Annotated in this window: 15 protein-coding genes; 6 read left to right on the top strand and 9 right to left on the bottom strand. The window is 46.4% G+C overall.

Annotated elements, in window-relative coordinates:
• From Dpoa569_RS19725 to ggt, 3 genes are all read left to right on the top strand, one after another.
• Positions 1-123: a hypothetical protein gene (locus tag Dpoa569_RS19725; RefSeq protein WP_256376369.1), complete on the top strand. Its 123-nt coding sequence runs from the start codon at positions 1-3 to the stop codon at positions 121-123.
• A 688-nt stretch (positions 124-811) separates the two neighbouring features.
• A complete protein-coding gene (locus Dpoa569_RS06070; RefSeq protein ID WP_042871656.1) occupies positions 812-2059 on the top strand; it encodes a glycosyltransferase in 1248 nt (415 codons plus the stop codon).
• 218 nt (positions 2060-2277) lie between these two features.
• The gene (gene ggt, locus Dpoa569_RS06065) at positions 2278-4041 is read left to right on the top strand and encodes a gamma-glutamyltransferase (RefSeq protein ID WP_042871659.1); all 1764 of its coding nucleotides are present in this window, start codon (positions 2278-2280) and stop codon (positions 4039-4041) included.
• On the opposite strand, the gene Dpoa569_RS06060 is transcribed toward ggt, so the two are convergent.
• Entirely contained in the window at positions 4035-5633 is a 1599-nt protein-coding gene (locus Dpoa569_RS06060) for a methyl-accepting chemotaxis protein (RefSeq protein WP_042871661.1), read from the bottom strand. The two genes, ggt and Dpoa569_RS06060, sit on opposite strands and share 7 nt — an antisense overlap.
• A 383-nt stretch (positions 5634-6016) precedes the next feature.
• Here Dpoa569_RS06060 and Dpoa569_RS06055 point away from each other — a divergent pair, with 383 nt between their 5' ends.
• The gene (locus tag Dpoa569_RS06055) at positions 6017-7033 is read left to right on the top strand and encodes a S66 family peptidase (RefSeq protein WP_042871664.1); all 1017 of its coding nucleotides are present in this window, start codon (positions 6017-6019) and stop codon (positions 7031-7033) included.
• Here Dpoa569_RS06055 and Dpoa569_RS06050 read toward each other — a convergent pair.
• Entirely contained in the window at positions 7024-7908 is an 885-nt protein-coding gene (locus Dpoa569_RS06050; RefSeq protein WP_042871666.1) for a LysR substrate-binding domain-containing protein, read from the bottom strand. The genes Dpoa569_RS06055 and Dpoa569_RS06050 overlap by 10 nt on opposite strands.
• 329 nt (positions 7909-8237) lie before the next feature.
• On the opposite strand from Dpoa569_RS06050, the gene Dpoa569_RS06045 reads away from it, so the two are divergent.
• Complete coding sequence (locus tag Dpoa569_RS06045) at positions 8238-9413, top strand: pyridoxal phosphate-dependent aminotransferase (protein WP_042871669.1); 1176 nt, start codon at positions 8238-8240, stop codon at positions 9411-9413.
• A gap of 114 nt (positions 9414-9527) precedes the next feature.
• Positions 9528-10304, top strand: coding sequence for a transporter substrate-binding domain-containing protein (locus tag Dpoa569_RS06040; RefSeq protein WP_042871671.1), 777 nt, complete (start codon positions 9528-9530; stop codon positions 10302-10304).
• 173 nt (positions 10305-10477) lie between these two features.
• Here the strand turns inward: Dpoa569_RS06040 and Dpoa569_RS06035 are convergent, their stop codons facing one another.
• The 7 genes from Dpoa569_RS06035 to Dpoa569_RS06005 all read right to left on the bottom strand — a co-directional run bounded on the left by Dpoa569_RS06035 (position 10478) and on the right by Dpoa569_RS06005 (position 15557).
• Positions 10478-11683 (bottom strand): MFS transporter, encoded by a 1206-nt coding sequence (locus Dpoa569_RS06035; RefSeq protein ID WP_042871673.1) that lies wholly within the window; start codon positions 11681-11683, stop codon positions 10478-10480.
• On the bottom strand, positions 11676-12293 hold the full coding sequence (purN, locus tag Dpoa569_RS06030) for a phosphoribosylglycinamide formyltransferase (protein ID WP_042871676.1): 618 nt from the start codon (positions 12291-12293) through the stop codon (positions 11676-11678). Before purN ends, Dpoa569_RS06035 begins: the two co-directional genes overlap by 8 nt.
• Complete coding sequence (locus Dpoa569_RS06025) at positions 12290-13579, bottom strand: amidohydrolase family protein (protein ID WP_050569483.1); 1290 nt, start codon at positions 13577-13579, stop codon at positions 12290-12292. The genes purN and Dpoa569_RS06025 overlap by 4 nt, the downstream gene beginning before the upstream one ends.
• The gene (locus tag Dpoa569_RS19785; RefSeq protein WP_227983134.1) at positions 13572-13700 is read right to left on the bottom strand and encodes a hypothetical protein; all 129 of its coding nucleotides are present in this window, start codon (positions 13698-13700) and stop codon (positions 13572-13574) included. The genes Dpoa569_RS06025 and Dpoa569_RS19785 overlap by 8 nt, the downstream gene beginning before the upstream one ends.
• A gap of 32 nt (positions 13701-13732) precedes the next feature.
• Complete coding sequence (locus Dpoa569_RS06015) at positions 13733-14248, bottom strand: HAD family hydrolase (protein WP_042871678.1); 516 nt, start codon at positions 14246-14248, stop codon at positions 13733-13735.
• A 141-nt stretch (positions 14249-14389) separates the two neighbouring features.
• Positions 14390-14797 carry a DUF84 family protein gene (locus tag Dpoa569_RS06010; RefSeq protein ID WP_050569484.1) on the bottom strand — a complete coding sequence of 136 codons (408 nt, stop codon included), beginning with the start codon at positions 14795-14797 and terminating at the stop codon, positions 14390-14392.
• Positions 14787-15557, bottom strand: coding sequence for a thymidylate synthase (locus Dpoa569_RS06005; RefSeq protein ID WP_201765200.1), 771 nt, complete (start codon positions 15555-15557; stop codon positions 14787-14789). The genes Dpoa569_RS06010 and Dpoa569_RS06005 overlap by 11 nt, the downstream gene beginning before the upstream one ends.
• Between the last annotated feature and the right edge of the window lie 293 nt (positions 15558-15850).

Below are 15850 nucleotides of genomic sequence, written 5' to 3'. Positions count from 1 at the left end.
ATGATGACAGGTATTGCGCTCTTTTTGCAGCGCACTACCTGTATCAGTAAAGTGTTGATCACTCTGACCATGAAGCTGAATGACGACAGCACTGGAGTACGAAACTATCCTGATCCGTCGTAGACCTGAGGCCATATAAGCCAGTACAGGCAAAAGCGATCCCAGTCAGAGAGTCACCGCTAATGAGAGAGTTCATGGTTATCATGCGTCATTATTTCGTTTTATGTTTTATAAAAAGGCATAATGAAAACCAGAAAATAGTTATTCGGTTAGATTACCCCTAGCTTTTTATTTCACATAATACAATCAACATAGTAATTTATTTATGTTACTTCTTATCCACCTAATTTATTTTCATATAAAAATAACCATCAACACTAAATAGCCATTAAATTCACCTTACAAATAAGGCCTGTACAGTCACATATCGCCTCACCTATACTTGCGCAATAATTCTATGAATCAACATATATACCCGTACCCGTCATACTTCACATTGCAGATGCGTTTGCTTTGTTACTCGGCCCATCTCTGTGCCTCGCCCTACGGGCCGCTGCCAGCAGCGTTCAACTTTGCTCCCGGCAGCGTTTGGGGATTCGCTGCGTCGCCGCCTGCCTGCAACTTGAATTATTTAGGGTATATATGTTGTCGGACCTCTATTGTAATCAAATGGAAAAAAATAACGATGGTGACCCGTTAAAAACATCTACCCACTTCACTATTAATTACCGTAATAAACATTAATTATCGTATTACATCATAATTCAAGGACGAGATCGCACCGGTAAATGCTGGTGACAAGGAGGGAATCATGAGGATATTTTTATCCACGCTTGGCTCTGCCGGAGATGTTTATCCATTCATCATAATAGGTGAGGCATTGAGAAATGCCGGACTGGATGTTTATCTTTGTACCAACCCTTATTTTGAACAAACGGCAAGAGAAAGAGGACTTCATTTTATTCCTGTCGGCAAAAGCGAGGACTATTTACGCGCTGTTAATTCACAACGTTTGTGGCATCAAAAATCCGCCTTCCATGAAATGGTCAATTACATGAATGCGCAGCAACAGCCGGCTTATGAAGCGCTGGAGCCGTGGGTAGATCGCTCGTCAATCATTCTTACTTCGTTGTGGTCTTTTTCTGCAAAAATGTTCAGCGAAACCAAGGGATGTTGTGTTATCCCAGTACGAGTCACACCATCAACGTTTATCTCTAGTTATGATCCTCCCTATCATCAGCAACTGGTATGGGGGCGTCGATTACCGATACGCCTGCGTCGCCTGTTTTTGTATCTCGCCGAAAAATATCTGATTGATCGCACACTCGCGCCTTTTATCAATAAATTCAGGAGCCAGTTGCAATTACCGCGTATCGACCGCGTGCTGACGTCATGGACACATTGCACAGATGCAACGTTGCTGTGCCTGTTTCCGGAATGGTTTGCCTCACCATTGCCAGACTGGCCGGCTCACATCCGTCAGGTGAGTTTTCCGCTTTTTAATTTATTGGATAACCAACAAGATGCCGATTTGGCTCAGTTTATCGCTCGTGCGCCTACGGTGATTTTTATGCCCAGTTGGGCGTTAAGTAGCAAACGGGATCTGGTCGTTTCACTGGTGAAAAAAACCCGTCAACGCGGCTATCAGTGTTTGATAGTCGGTCAACCACAACATGATCTGGCGGGCGACAGCGGGATTCGTATCGAGCGCCATATCAATTTGAGTCAATACCTGCATCAGTGCGCAGCTATTATCCATCACGGCGGTATTGGTACGATGGCGCAATCTTTCGCAGCCGGTATTCCCCAATTGGTCATTCCCAGCGCGTTTGATCAATTTGATAATGCGCGTCGGGTTACCGCCATGAAGTGTGGTACATGGCTGAATGACAGAGACATCGACAAACTAGAGGATAAATTGCATCAGCTTCTGGATGACCCCAATATTGCGGAAAATTGTCGGCGCATCAGGAAGCAGTGCCTTCCTGAACAAGCGGTGAGCGAGCAAATCGTCACCGTGGTGCGTGACGCCTACGCACGACATAACGCCCACGGCTAGACATGATCAGCGCTAAAAAGCGAGGGGGCACCCACATTCCTGATGATTTTCCGGGCATGACATGCCGCCGCAGCTACACTGATCATGCCATTGCGTTCAGGATAAAAACTCAACACTAAAATAGTGTTCACAATAAAAATGGCACGCAGAATGCATTAATGCAAACACAACCCATGCAGTCCACCACAACACCAATAAACCAATCAAGGGGGAGTTCTATGAGATCGGGAAAATGGCTGCTGCCGTTAAGTCTGACTGCATTATTGGTCAGCGGTGTAGTCCACGCAGTTTCCATACCAGCAGTGGAAGCCAAACACGGTATGGTGGTCACCTCACAACATCTGGCCTCACAGGTCGGTGTCGATATTCTAAAAATGGGGGGCAATGCGATTGATGCCGCAGTAGCAGTCGGTTACGCACAGGCAGTGGTCAATCCGTGCTGCGGCAACATCGGTGGTGGCGGGTTTATGACCATTCATCTGGCAAATGGTCAGGATACCTTCATCAACTTTCGGGAAACTGCGCCCGCCGCGGCTTCCGCTACGATGTATCTGGATGCTGAAGGCAAAGTCAAAAAAGACGCCAGCTTGTATGGCTATCTGGCTGCAGGCGTTCCCGGCACAGTACTGGGGCTGGAAACCGCGCGCGAAAAATACGGCAAGCTGGCCCGCGCCCAGGTGATGGCCCCGGCCATCAAGCTGGCGCGAGAAGGCTTTGTGTTAACCCGCGGCGACACCGACATCCTCGACACGACCATCAAACGATTTAAGCAAGACCCGGAATCAGCACGCATCTTCCTGCGCCCGGACGGCTCGGCGTTACAACCGGGCGACCGGCTGGTGCAGACCGATCTGGCCCATACGTTACAGGCTATATCGGATAAAGGCCCGGATGCGTTCTACCACGGCAACATTCCCCAGATAATCGAGACTGCATCTAAAAAAGGCGGCGGTATTCTGACTGTAGCGGACTTCGCCAATTATCGGGTAACTGAAACCAAACCCATTACCTGCAGCTATCGTGGTTATCAGTTCATCTCGTCGCCTCCGCCCAGTTCCGGCGGAATTACCCTGTGTGAAACGCTGAACATTCTCGAAGGTTACGACCTGAAAAGCATGGGATTCAACTCAGCGCAGGCCATACATGTAATGACTGAAGCCATGCGCCATGCTTACATGGATCGCAACACCTATCTGGGCGACCCGGCATTTGTTAAAAACCCCACCGACCGGTTGCTGAGCAAAGACTATGCCGCCGAGATCCGCAAGAAAATCGACAACACCAACGCCACACCGTCCGAACAGGTCCAACCCGGCATGGAACCGCATGAAAAACCGGAAACGACCCACTACTCAATTGTCGATAACCAGGGTAACGCCGTTTCTACCACCTATACGGTGAATGGCCGTTTCGGCGCGGTAGTGATAGCTCCCGGCACCGGTTTCTTTCTGAACGACGAGATGGATGATTTCACCGTCAAAGTCGGCGAAAAGAACTTGTACGGTCTGGTTCAAGGGGAACGTAACTCAATTGCGCCGGGCAAACGTCCGCTCTCATCCATGAGCCCGTCACTGGTGACTAAAGACGGCAAGATCTTTCTGGTCATCGGTTCGCCGGGAGGGGCACGCATCATCAGCATTACGCTGCAAAGCGCGCTGAATATTCTTGATTTCAGTATGTTGCCGCAAGAAGCAGTGGACGCGCCACGCATCCACCATCAATGGTTGCCAGACGAGGTGTACTATGAGCAGCGCGGCCTGTCTGCCGACACCCTTAATCTGCTCAAAGAACGCGGTTATAAGATGGTGGAGCAGACGCCCTGGGGCGCCACCGAGCTTATCATGGTTGGCTTAGCCGGCGAGGAAGGCGTTATCCCCGCCAACTCCGGCAACGACTCGGCAGTGTCCGGCAAGGTGCGCGAAGGGTATCTGTACGGCGCCAACGATTCGCGTCGTCCGGCTGGCGCCGCCATCGGTTACTGATAATCCGGCAACAGGTTGTGTTCGGCAACACGGGTGCTCGGCTGTATGCCGGGCGCCCGTGCCGATAGTTGGAATACCCCGACCGCTTGCACCAGCTCTTCCGCCTGACTACTCAAACTGCTTGCCGCCGCCGCCATCTCTTCGACCAGCGCCGCGTTTTGTTGGGTAGTACGCTCCATACTCACCACGGCTTCACCCACCTGCGATACCCCACTACTCTGTTCGTGGCTGGCAGAGCTGATCTCCCCCATGATATCGGTCACACGACGGATGCTATTAACCACTTCCAGCATGGTGTGGCCCGCGTTATCCGCCAGTGTACTGCCGCTTTCGATCCGCTCCACGCTGGTGGAAATCAGCGCTTTGATTTCACGGGCCGACTCCGCACTACGCTGCGCCAGCGCCCGTACCTCACCGGCGACTACCGAGAATCCACGCCCTTGTTCACCGGCACGCGCGGCTTCCACGGCAGCGTTCAATGCCAGAATATTGGTTTGAAAAGCGATGCCGTCGATAACACCAATGATATCGGCGATACGCTGGGCACTGTCATTGATTTCCCGCATGGTGTCCACCACCTGAGTCACCACGCTCCCTCCCTGCTCGGCCACCTGACTGGCGGTCTGAGCCAACTGGTTAGCTTGTCTGGCGTTATCCGCGTTTTGCTTCACCGTTGCAGAGAGTTGTTCCATGGACGCCGCCGTTTGTTCCAGCGCACTGGCCTGAGATTCGGTGCGTGCGGATAAGTCATGGTTGCCGAGTGCGATTTCACCACTGGCGACTTTCACCGACTCAGAGCCATGTCGCACCTGCATTACAATGCGCCCCAGACTATCCTGCATATGCGACAACGTATTCAGCACGGTAGTGATCTCATCACGCCCACTGGCATTGATAGGATAGGTCAAATCACCATTCGCCACGGCTTCAGCCGCTGCCTGCGCTTGCGCCAGACTACGGACAATACCGCGCACCATCATCCAGCCAAATACCACTGCACCGATAATTCCCGACAACACGGCTATGATCGCCAGCGCTTTCAACCACTGATAACGCTGTACCGAACTGGTGTATTCGTCTTTAGCAACGTCAACCTGTAACATCACCAGTTGGGTGAGTTGGGCGTGCGCTTGCTTTTCCTGTGGACTGACTTTCTCGTCATAAAGGCGTATTGCCTGTTCCATTTGCCCACTTCGGATCGCTGTATCGGTCGGTTGTATCCCTTCACGTTGATAGCGCTGCAAGTATTCGGCAAACTGATCTGCCAGACGGGTTTCCTCCGGCGTCAGATAAGTCGAACGGTATTCGTTCCAGACCTGATCAATCCGGGTGGTATTCTGGTTTAACTCTTCAATACGTTGTTGTTTATTTGACGCATTTGGCAACAACAGCATATCCATGATCAATATCCGGTTACGCTGCAGCAGCCATTCCATTTTTTCCAGTTGGGCCAGCGCCACCGTACGGTCTTCATACACCGTCTTAAGCGACTGATTGGCCTTTTCTGCGGTAAACATGCCAATAGCACCCATAATCAGAATGCCCAGCGACAGCATCCCGGTGAAACTCCATAATCGTGTCGAAATCTTCATTGCTACCACCCCCTGAATTGTGAGGTATCGTTTGTTGTTATGTTGTGATCGAAAATATCGCCATCCCCCACTTATCCATGTCGGGTGGCCTCTTTCTACGTTATCTGCCGAAAACAGAGCGTGAATTATATATAAAATATTTTTATAACATAAGGTTACCATCCCATCAGCTTATCGAACAAAATAGAATGAAATGTCGTTTTAAAAGAGAAATTACATAGCAGGAACTGTCTTTAATCGCAGAAAACGTTACTTCCGTGATTACAGGCAGCTATTTATAAAATAACGTAGGGAATTATTTTTTTATCGCGTTTGCTGATTAAAAAGAAAGGTTTATGATTCAATCAATCCTATCTGCCTCACCTGTACGGAGAAAGGAACTCATGTCTCAAATGCTGTTACTGCCCTCGCCGCTGCGCCCAGGTGATACTATTGGCTTTTTCTCGCCGTCCTCGCCCGCGACATACTTTGCTCCGGCACGTTTTGACCGGGCGAAAACCTTTCTGAAACAGCACGGTTATCGGCTGTGCGCTGGCACGTTGACCGGTAAAACCGACTACTACCGTTCCGGCAGCATCGCTGATCGCGCTGACGAACTGAATAGCCTGATCCGTAACCCGGATGTGCGCTGCATTATGTCCACCATCGGCGGCAATAACAGCAACTCGCTGCTGCCGTATCTCGACTATGACGCGCTACGGCGCGACCCGAAAATCATCATCGGTTACTCAGACGTCACCGCGTTGCTGCTGGGCATTTATGCTCGTACCGGGCTGGTGACCTTTTACGGTCCGGCGCTGGTGGCATCGTTTGGCGAATTTCCACCGTTAGTGGATGACACCTTTGCCAGTTTCCTTGCGCTAACCAGCACTGTGCAACCCGACCATCGCTACCATCAACCATCAGGCTGGAGCGACGAACGACTCGACTGGAATCAACAATCGCGCGCCAAAATCACCTATCCCAACCAGTGGCGTTTCGACGGCAATGGTATTTATCAAGGGCGGCTTATTGGCGGCAATCTCAACACCATGGCCGGGATTTGGGGCAGCCCGTTTATGCCGGCGATTGAAGAGGGTGACATTCTGCTGCTGGAAGATTCGCTAAAAGACATCGCTACCGTAGAGCGTTCGTTTGCTCATCTGAAGCTCTGCGGCGTGTTTGACCGGGTGGCGGCGGTGATTCTGGGTAAACACGAGCTATTCGACGACAAAGGCACTGGCCGCGATTCACTCACCGTGTTGCGCGAGGTGCTTAACGGGCAACCGCTGCCGGTGCTAGCTGATTTTGACTGCTGCCACACCCACCCGATGCTGACTCTGCCGCTCGGCGTACCTATACGTGTGGATTTTGACGCAGGACAGGTGTCGCTACTTGCGCCCTGGCTTCATCAGCCTTGATCTGTCGATAAACCCGCGGTGAAACTGGCCAGAAAATCCGTCAGCCATTCCGCCGACGCACCAGAGCGGTGTACCAGATAATACGCCGCGCCGGTTTGCACCGTCTCGGTAAAAGGCCTCACCAGCCGCTGGCGGCGGAGGTCTTCCGCTACCAGCGTCACATCGGCTATCGCAATACCGAAGCCCTGAATCGCCGCGCTGATCGCCAAATCCATGGTGTCGAACTGCTGATTACGGCGCATCACCTGCTCACTGATACCGTGTGTTTTCAACCACAACTTCCAGTCGCGCTGATCATGGGTAGGATGCAGCAACGTCAGACGCGCCAGTTGCTCCGGCAGTAATGCCGTCTGTCCGGCAGATAGCAAATGCGGAGCCAACACGGGAGACAACACTTCGTCGAACAATTTGCCATCATGTTGCTTCGGCGCGTCATCTGACGCGAAGACCACCGCGACATCGAAATCTTCATGGCGAAAATCGACGCCGTGATCAGTGGTGGTAGTCAGCGCAACATGGATATCTGGCCGTGACTGTTCCAGCGTCATCAGGTGCGATACCAGCCACCGCATGGCGCAGGTTGGTGCTTTCATCCGTATTGAGCGCCCTTCACGAACCTGATCAGTCACTCGAAACAGGTGTTCAAACACCGTCCTCACCTCTGGCAATAATTGGCTCCCCTGAGGAGTGAGCCGCAGCCCACGAGCATGACGTTGAAACAACGCAAACCCCAGCCACGCTTCCAGCGAGGCGATTTGTCGGCTCACCGCCCCCTGAGTCACAAACAGCTCTGCCGCCGCGCGGGTGAAATTGAGATGACGAGCCGTCACCACAAAGGCGTGCAGCGCATTGAGCGGCGGGATACGTTTATTCATGATCGCAAGCCCCTTTCGGCAACTAGCCATAAGTAAATTGATTACATAACTATGCATAAAAAGCGCTACCACCATCGGTATAATCACGCCACACCGCCCATGCTACTGGTTACCGGTTTAGTGGAGTACTGCGCATATCATCACAATGACTTATCGCTAATACAGGATAAATTCATCGATAAACGCATCAAGCCATGCATTTTCCTCATAGCTATTATGACAACAATTCGATTGTGGTACTACTGATCGCAACGTCTAATGCATGAATAGTTATTCACTTATTGCGTGTTAACATACTGCGTATTAACGGCAACCCTCGGAGATCACATATGCCGATTCACACCCCAGTGCGGTTCAGTTCCAAATTACCGGATGTAGGGACAACCATTTTTACCGTCATTGGTCAGTTATCCAGCCAGCATAATGCCATCAATCTGTCGCAAGGTGCCCCCAGCTTCCCGTGCTCCCCTGAGTTGATCGCCGGGGTGACGCGCGCCATGACCGAAGGCCATAATCAATACGCCCCCATGTCCGGACTGGTATCGCTAAAAGAGGTGGTGGCAGAAAAAGTCCGGCGCTTGTACGGGCAACACTATGACGCCGGGCAAGAGGTCACTATCACCGCCAGTGCCAGCGAAGGACTGTACTCCGCTATTTCTGCGTTAGTACACCCCGGTGACGAGGTGATTTATTTCGAACCGTCGTTTGACAGCTACGCGCCGATTGTACGGTTACAGGGTGCGATGCCGGTCGCGCTGAAACTCGCTGTACCGGACTTTTCCATCAACTGGGACGAGGTGCAGGCGGCTATCACGCCACGTACTCGTATGATTATCCTCAACTCGCCCCATAATCCGAGCGGTCAGGTGTTAAGCACCGACGATCTGGCGCAACTGGCCCGTCTGACGCGTAACACCGATATCGTGATCCTGTCCGACGAAGTCTACGAACATGTGGTGTTTGACGGACAACAGCATCACAGCATGGCGACCCACAGCGAACTGGCAGCACGCAGCGTCATCGTCTCATCGTTTGGCAAAACCTTTCACGTCACCGGCTGGCGCGTCGGTTATTGTCTGGCCCCGGCGGCGCTGATGGATGAGATCCTCAAAATCCACCAGTTTATGATGTTCTCTGCCGACACGCCGATGCAATATGCCTTTGCCGAGTACATGGCAGACCCCGCTACCTATCTGTCGTTGGGGCAGTTCTATCAACAAAAACGCGATCTGTTAACGCAGGCGTTGCAGGGCAGCCCCTTTGAACTGCTGCCCTCCGCCGGTTCGTTCTTCATGCTGGCGAGCTTCGCGCACTTCAGTGATGAAAGCGACAGCGACATGGTCAAGCGACTGATCGTCGACCACGGTGTAGCGACCATTCCGCTATCAGCGTTTTACACCGATGGTACTGATAATAAATTGATTCGCCTGTCGTTTTCTAAAGATGACGCTACGCTACTGGCCGGTGCAAAAGCGTTGTGCCAGGTGACAGGCACAAGGCGTTAACCGACCATCACCTGCCGATGAAGGTGGTTGCACCTGATCTGTACCTGATGGTAATGCTGTTTGATGATGACGATTTGCACACTACTCATTGATTTACCGGAGATCGTTCCCGCTATGAAAAAATTAAGCATACTGATGTTGTCACTAGGGTTACTGTCCTCTACTGCTGCGCTGGCGCAAACCGAACTGCGTTTTGGTCTGGAAGCGGAATACCCGCCGTTTGAAAGCAAAAACGCCAAAGGCCAACTGGAAGGATTCGATATCGATCTGGGCAACGCCATCTGTAAAGCCGGCAATTTCAAATGCAACTGGGTCGAGACCTCCTTTGATGCCCTGATCCCGGCACTGCAAGCCAAAAAGTTCGATGCCATCAACTCCGCGATGAACATCACGGAAAAGCGCAAAGAAGCGATTGATTTCACTCAGCCTATCTACCGTATTCCTACCCAATTAGTTGGCAAACCGGATACTGGTCTGGCACCGACGGCAGAAGCGCTGAAAGGCAAGAATATCGGTGTGTTGCAGGGTTCGATTCAGGAAGTGTATGCCAAGGCGCACTGGGAGCCGAAAGGCGTGACAGTGACAAGCTACAAAGATCAGAATCTGGCATACGACGACCTGGCAGCAGGCCGTCTGGACGGTACGCTGGTGATGGCGGCGGCAGGCCAGTCCGGTTTCCTGGATAAGCCGGAAGGCAAAGGTTTCGCCTTTATCGGCGGTCCGGTGGAAGACAGCTCGATTCTGGGCAGCGGCATCGGTTTTGGCCTGCGTAAAGGTGATGAAGCCTTGAAAGCCGAACTGGACAAGGCTATCAAACACGTGAAAGACGACGGCACCGTCGAGAAACTGGCGAAACAATATTTCCCCGGTTTCGATGTACGGGTGCAATAACGACTGTTATCACTACTGCATGTTCTGAACAGTACAACATCAAACAACCAAGACCCGCTCCAGAGATACGGGTCTTGGTATTAATGATAGCGATAAAAAACCCTTACACATTCCTACGCCAGCAAGCTCTGATTATTTATCAGACCAGCCAGTTTTTCACAACTGGCAATATATTACTCGAGAGCTGCTTGATGGTTTACCATCCTTCCAGTATGTTTTAATTGCCGGTATGCCATTACAGTGGAAAACGATGCCAGTATACAACATAAAAATGAAAAAAAATAAATCCCAGAATAACCAAAGATTGAAACGATTGTGCCACCAATCAATCCAGCCAGTAATATGCCGATATCAAAGCATGACTCATAGGTACTCAACGCAAGCCCAATATTCTCTTCTGGCATACTTTTTAAGGCTGGCAAAGCGAGCAAAGGATATACCATCGATAAACCAAATCCGGTAAGGAAAGACCCTGCCATTGCGATATAAGCGTGAGATGATATGGCAATCAAAAGCAATCCAGATGCCTCGATAGCAAGGGAAAACAGTGTCATCTTTAACCCGCAAGAATCGGCTTTCCAGCCTAATGTAAGACGAGATAGCACATATCCAATACCGAACAACGATAGGGCAAATGCACTATATACAGACCATCCACTTTCAATAAAATAAAGAACTAAAAAAGTAGTTACTGAGGCATAGCCAATATTTGCCAGAGAAAAACCAGATCCCGCCTTCCAAATTCTCTTAACAGCAAAAAAAAGAGTCGGCTGATTGCTTTCGGGATGAAAAATAACAGGCCTGACAATCATTACAATTATAAATCCCAATACAGGAAGGATTGTCATAAAAAATGCAGAAAGCATGATACCTATATTGTAATATGACCATATACCAGCATAATTCCCAATAGCCAGTCCAAGGAACATGGCAATACCGACCCAAGACATTATTTTTCCTGCATGCTCTCTGCCGACAAGGCCTATCGGCCATGTACCGCTACAGGTAAAGATTAGACTTTCCCCCCCACCCATAATAAGTCGAGAAAGAATTATAATAATATACGAAAATACACCCGGGTTATCGAGATAGAAAACAATAAAAACCATCAACCCCGCAATAATAGTTAAACTCAGCCCAAATACCATGCCTTTTTTGGGCCCATTTCGATCTGAGTATCTACCTGCATAAGCTCTGGATGCCAGAGTAGCAATTGACTCAGCTGCAACAACTAATCCGATATAGAATGGTGAATACTCAAGATATTTACTTACAAACAGAGGCAATACTGCCAGCGAAAGCCCTAAACTGACAATAGCCAGAAATAGAATGCTGGCAACACAACTAGCGGCAACGATATCGTTCTTTATTCTATACATCAGAATATCCTTCATAGACAACTTTGTTATCGTGAATAGATAACCTGGACTCCAGAAAAGCACAAACTGCACGATAGATCATCTTTCTCTCGGCAAAAATAATTAGCTCTTTTAGCTCAGACTCAGTAGTCCCATTTAAAATTCTCACAGCCTCCTGATCAATTATAGGACCAGCATCAACTTCTTCATTAATAAAGTGAAGTGTTGCACCTGTAATGCGCAGTCCCCCCTGCAACGCCTTAAGTTGAGCCTTATCACCAGGGAAAGCTGGTAGCAAAGATGGGTGGGCATTCATCGTTTTACTACCAAAATCTTTCACAAATTTAGGAGAAAAAATTCTTCTAAAACCTCCTAATATTATTAGATCTATACCGGAATTATTAATTTTTTCTGTAATCGCCTTTTCGAAACCACTACGATCATTAAAGTCACGATGGTCTATTTTAGCAATAGAAACACCATCAAACGCAGCATTCCCTGTAGCTGAGAAATCAGCATTATTTGTAATAACAAGACTTAATTCAGCCGTGACTTTGGAATCTAAAATAGCCTGCCTGACAGTGGACAGCAAACTTCCACGGCCAGAGAACATAAATGCTACTCTCTTCATAGCTTAACCCTATTTCTTATTGAGGAATACTCTTTTACACTATCGATAATTTTTATATTTTTAAAGCAATTTTCTTTAATAACAAAATCACCATCAATTAATACATGACAGGGATTTTCTTTATTGATCATTTTGAGTATTGAAACTGGTGTATTAATATATTCATTATCCATTTCATTTTCTTTATAAATTATCAAGTCAGCTTTGAATCCTGATTGAATTTTTCCTGTATCTTTCAATCCAAGGGCCTCTGCACCGCCAAAAGTAATCATATGAAGAACTGATTTGGCATCAATTTTATTGATAAATTCACTATCACCATGATGATATAATGAAAAAAGCGCATCAAACGTCAGATCATTGACTGGATTAACCATCGCTGCATCCGTACCAAGGCCAATGTGGTTTGTTGATGAAAACTTTTTCGCGGGCATGGTTCCGGCCCCTACGAAACTGTTACTGACCGGACAATGCACAAGACTACATTTTGATTCTTTTATTATTTCTATCTCTCTGTCACTCAGATAACTAGCATGAATAAGCGTAGTGTTATGATCAAGCACCCCCAACTCATGTAACCGCTCAATACCACTTTTAGAATACATATTGATATGTGCGTTTACCTGGTGACTTCCTTCATTTATGTGTAAGGTAAACCTCCTGCTACGCTTTATCGCAATGTCATGAAGCATGACTAATAATAAGTCGTCAGCAGATAATTCTGAAGCAGTTGCTGGTGTGATATTCACTAAATCGTTTTGGTAAAGTTTCTCTGCTAAAAAATACTCACTTGAGATAGTATCTATTGATTTATTTTTCGGGCTTTTACCACTTCCAGCCCAATAGTTACTTTGACAAAAATTGATAACACAGCGAACTCCCACTTCAGTGACAGCCCGGTAATCACTTTCGATTCGGCTAGTAAAAATCCCGAATGAAGTAACTCCTTTTCTTAAAGCACATCCGATTGATTTTATTGATGATATATACTGACCTTCTGGATCTTCAAGCTCATTATTTTTATGTACGGTGTCTAATACCTTATCAATGGGGGATGAGTCTAATAGGCTACCATAAACTTCCTTGCTAGGATGAAGATGTGCATTTATCAATCCGGGCAGTATAATATGACCGCCGTTTAGCAAGACTACTTCCTCATCATGAACATCCAGATTAGGACCAACTTCTACAATCCTGTCGTTTCTTATCCGAATATCCCCTACTTCAAAACACATATCTTCTGAATTTAAATATTTTATCTCTTTAAAAATTAATTTATCATCCATTAATAAACCCCAACATATCCTTTTTGAACTTATCGAATGAAATTTTTTCAGAATAATGTAATGTCTGCATCCCTAGCTCTTGACAGGGACGAATATCATTTGAAATACTGTCTCCTATCATAAGAGCATCTTTAGGTCTCAGGGCATATTCATCTAATATCTTATAAAAAAAACCTTATTTGGCTTACACTCCGGGTAAGACTTACCAAAATAGAGACTTTTAAAATATTTTTTTATATTTTTATTCTCTAATTTTTTGATCTGAACCTTATCCATACCATTACTACAGATTATCAATGGCAATTTTTCACTTAACTCACTTAATAAAGGAACCCAATCTCTTGTTAAAGAACAATTACTGAAATAATCATCCCAGTAAATACCTTCAATTAACTTCTTATGCTTTAGTAATTTAATATCAAACCAGTCAAATATATATTCAAACCTTTTATCAAAAATCATTTTCATCTCAATGCTTCCTAATACAAAATCCTCCCATAGATATTGATTTTTCTTATAAAAAAATTCTCGAAACGCACTGAAATCGCTATTCGCCTTAGCATATTGATACTTGACGATCCAGTCTGTTACTGCTTTTAAAGCAGAGTCAGCCCCTGCTTTATGGCTGACCAATGTATCGTCCAAATCAAAAATTACTATTTTTACCATATGAAAAATCCTTATGAGCCACTAAAGAGCCAAATGCACATTTTAGTGCTGTCTCGAATTCATCGACTCTTGTATATAAACCTCCTGTTAGCACACCATTAGTTCCTACTTTATCTATATCTGATTGAGATATCTCTGGATTCAACCCCAGAATGATATCTGAAAGCTTGATTTTTTATCGATTTTTTCTGCTACAATAGCAGGAAGCATTACTTTCCCACTGCAACCATAATAGAGTTCCGATGTGACAACATCTTTAATAACTGCCCATCCATATACAAAATTTCCAAATGATGTTTTTTCCGTCAACCCTTCAAGAGCAATAATATAATCAACATAACTATCCTGTACTAATTCAATATTTTTAATTCTAGTTTGACAACCACTAATTGCCTCATCATCGCTTTGCGGTGTTTCACTGACGCCTGATTCAACACTTTTATGTTTAAGTGTGAAATTCTCAAAAATAAAAGAACATGTATTCCTTACTGATGAAATTTTTGCTTCATTATCAGAAGCCAATAGAAGTGTCACGTGTTTATTCTGCATGTTTATAAATCCATTTCATAACATTGGTATTAGCGGCACCAGATAATATATCCGACAACGTTTCTTCTGCTGATTCTATCTGAGGCATTTTTTCAGAAAACGGTTTTATTTCACTACATTCCGCCACTTCTGTCGCTTTATTTAAAGTCTTATCATAGATTTGTGTGAATGTAGTTTTCATTACTGTTATGCCTAGCTTGAGTTTATCCATCCCACTCTCTCTCAGGTCTTTCCATATCAACTCATGGATAAATGAGAAAAAGCCCATATCATAGGGAAGACCCGTAATTACATCCGTGCTTCGTGAAATGGTTTCACAATGTAATGTGTCATTCTTGATATAGAACTGCATGCCGATAGTACAAGGAAAATCCTTAGTGTCTGATTTATGATAATTTTGATTGATGTTTATAATAGCGCGGCGGGAATCTTTATTTTTTATAAGTACATTTTTCACCCAATTGTATTGGTTGCCATAACCTTCAACCGGCTCATAAAACACATAATATCCATAATTTGAATTGACATTCCCATTTTCGTCAACAAGCGTCATCCAGAATTTAGATGCTTTTGCCAGACCATCCTTAGCCCTCAGACTACCACTAAAATAAGCCAAATACTCTCGAGATAAATACCTTATGGCACCAGCTCTAATGTTATGCAAGCGATTTCCTGGATCCTTAAGAACATAATTTACGCCATAAGCTTGTAGTGCATTTCCAGCTCTGGATGAAATTCTCTCACCGGTAGTGAGAACCATTTTTCACTAACTCATCAACAGAATCTCCACTAATAGTGGTGAAAACCTGCTCTTCTGATTGCAGAGTTTTTGCAACATTTACATTCATAGTCATCCCTAATTATGTATGGCCATCCTCGCCAGGATGGGGAAAAAGATAATTACACATACAACATTTACTGATCAAACAAAATTTCCTTAAAAACAGAAGAATTAGATTTATTTTGTTATTATTAGCTGTTTCACCAAGAATAAAAAAAACACCATATCTAATTGTTTTTTCTTACTTTTATCATGTGAATGTCTGATTATTT

Origin of the sequence: Dickeya poaceiphila (assembly GCF_007858975.2) — a bacterium.
Lineage (GTDB): Bacteria > Pseudomonadota > Gammaproteobacteria > Enterobacterales > Enterobacteriaceae > Dickeya > Dickeya poaceiphila.
This window is presented reverse-complemented; position numbering and strand designations above follow the sequence as displayed.

Coding starts and splice junctions, on each gene's coding strand:
- ggt (WP_042871659.1), top strand. CDS start 2,278: ATGAGATCGGGAAAATGGCTGCTGCCGTTAAGTCTGACTGCATTATTG.
- Dpoa569_RS06010 (WP_050569484.1), bottom strand. CDS start 14,797: ATGCAGAATAAACACGTGACACTTCTATTGGCTTCTGATAATGAAGCA.
- Dpoa569_RS06070 (WP_042871656.1), top strand. CDS start 812: ATGAGGATATTTTTATCCACGCTTGGCTCTGCCGGAGATGTTTATCCA.
- Dpoa569_RS06045 (WP_042871669.1), top strand. CDS start 8,238: ATGCCGATTCACACCCCAGTGCGGTTCAGTTCCAAATTACCGGATGTA.
- Dpoa569_RS19725 (WP_256376369.1), top strand. CDS start 1: ATGATGACAGGTATTGCGCTCTTTTTGCAGCGCACTACCTGTATCAGT.
- Dpoa569_RS06025 (WP_050569483.1), bottom strand. CDS start 13,579: ATGGATGATAAATTAATTTTTAAAGAGATAAAATATTTAAATTCAGAA.
- Dpoa569_RS06060 (WP_042871661.1), bottom strand. CDS start 5,633: ATGAAGATTTCGACACGATTATGGAGTTTCACCGGGATGCTGTCGCTG.
- Dpoa569_RS06005 (WP_201765200.1), bottom strand. CDS start 15,557: ATGGTTCTCACTACCGGTGAGAGAATTTCATCCAGAGCTGGAAATGCA.
- Dpoa569_RS06055 (WP_042871664.1), top strand. CDS start 6,017: ATGTCTCAAATGCTGTTACTGCCCTCGCCGCTGCGCCCAGGTGATACT.
- Dpoa569_RS06040 (WP_042871671.1), top strand. CDS start 9,528: ATGAAAAAATTAAGCATACTGATGTTGTCACTAGGGTTACTGTCCTCT.
- purN (WP_042871676.1), bottom strand. CDS start 12,293: ATGAAGAGAGTAGCATTTATGTTCTCTGGCCGTGGAAGTTTGCTGTCC.
- Dpoa569_RS19785 (WP_227983134.1), bottom strand. CDS start 13,700: ATGATAGGAGACAGTATTTCAAATGATATTCGTCCCTGTCAAGAGCTA.
- Dpoa569_RS06015 (WP_042871678.1), bottom strand. CDS start 14,248: ATGGTAAAAATAGTAATTTTTGATTTGGACGATACATTGGTCAGCCAT.
- Dpoa569_RS06050 (WP_042871666.1), bottom strand. CDS start 7,908: ATGAATAAACGTATCCCGCCGCTCAATGCGCTGCACGCCTTTGTGGTG.
- Dpoa569_RS06035 (WP_042871673.1), bottom strand. CDS start 11,683: ATGTATAGAATAAAGAACGATATCGTTGCCGCTAGTTGTGTTGCCAGC.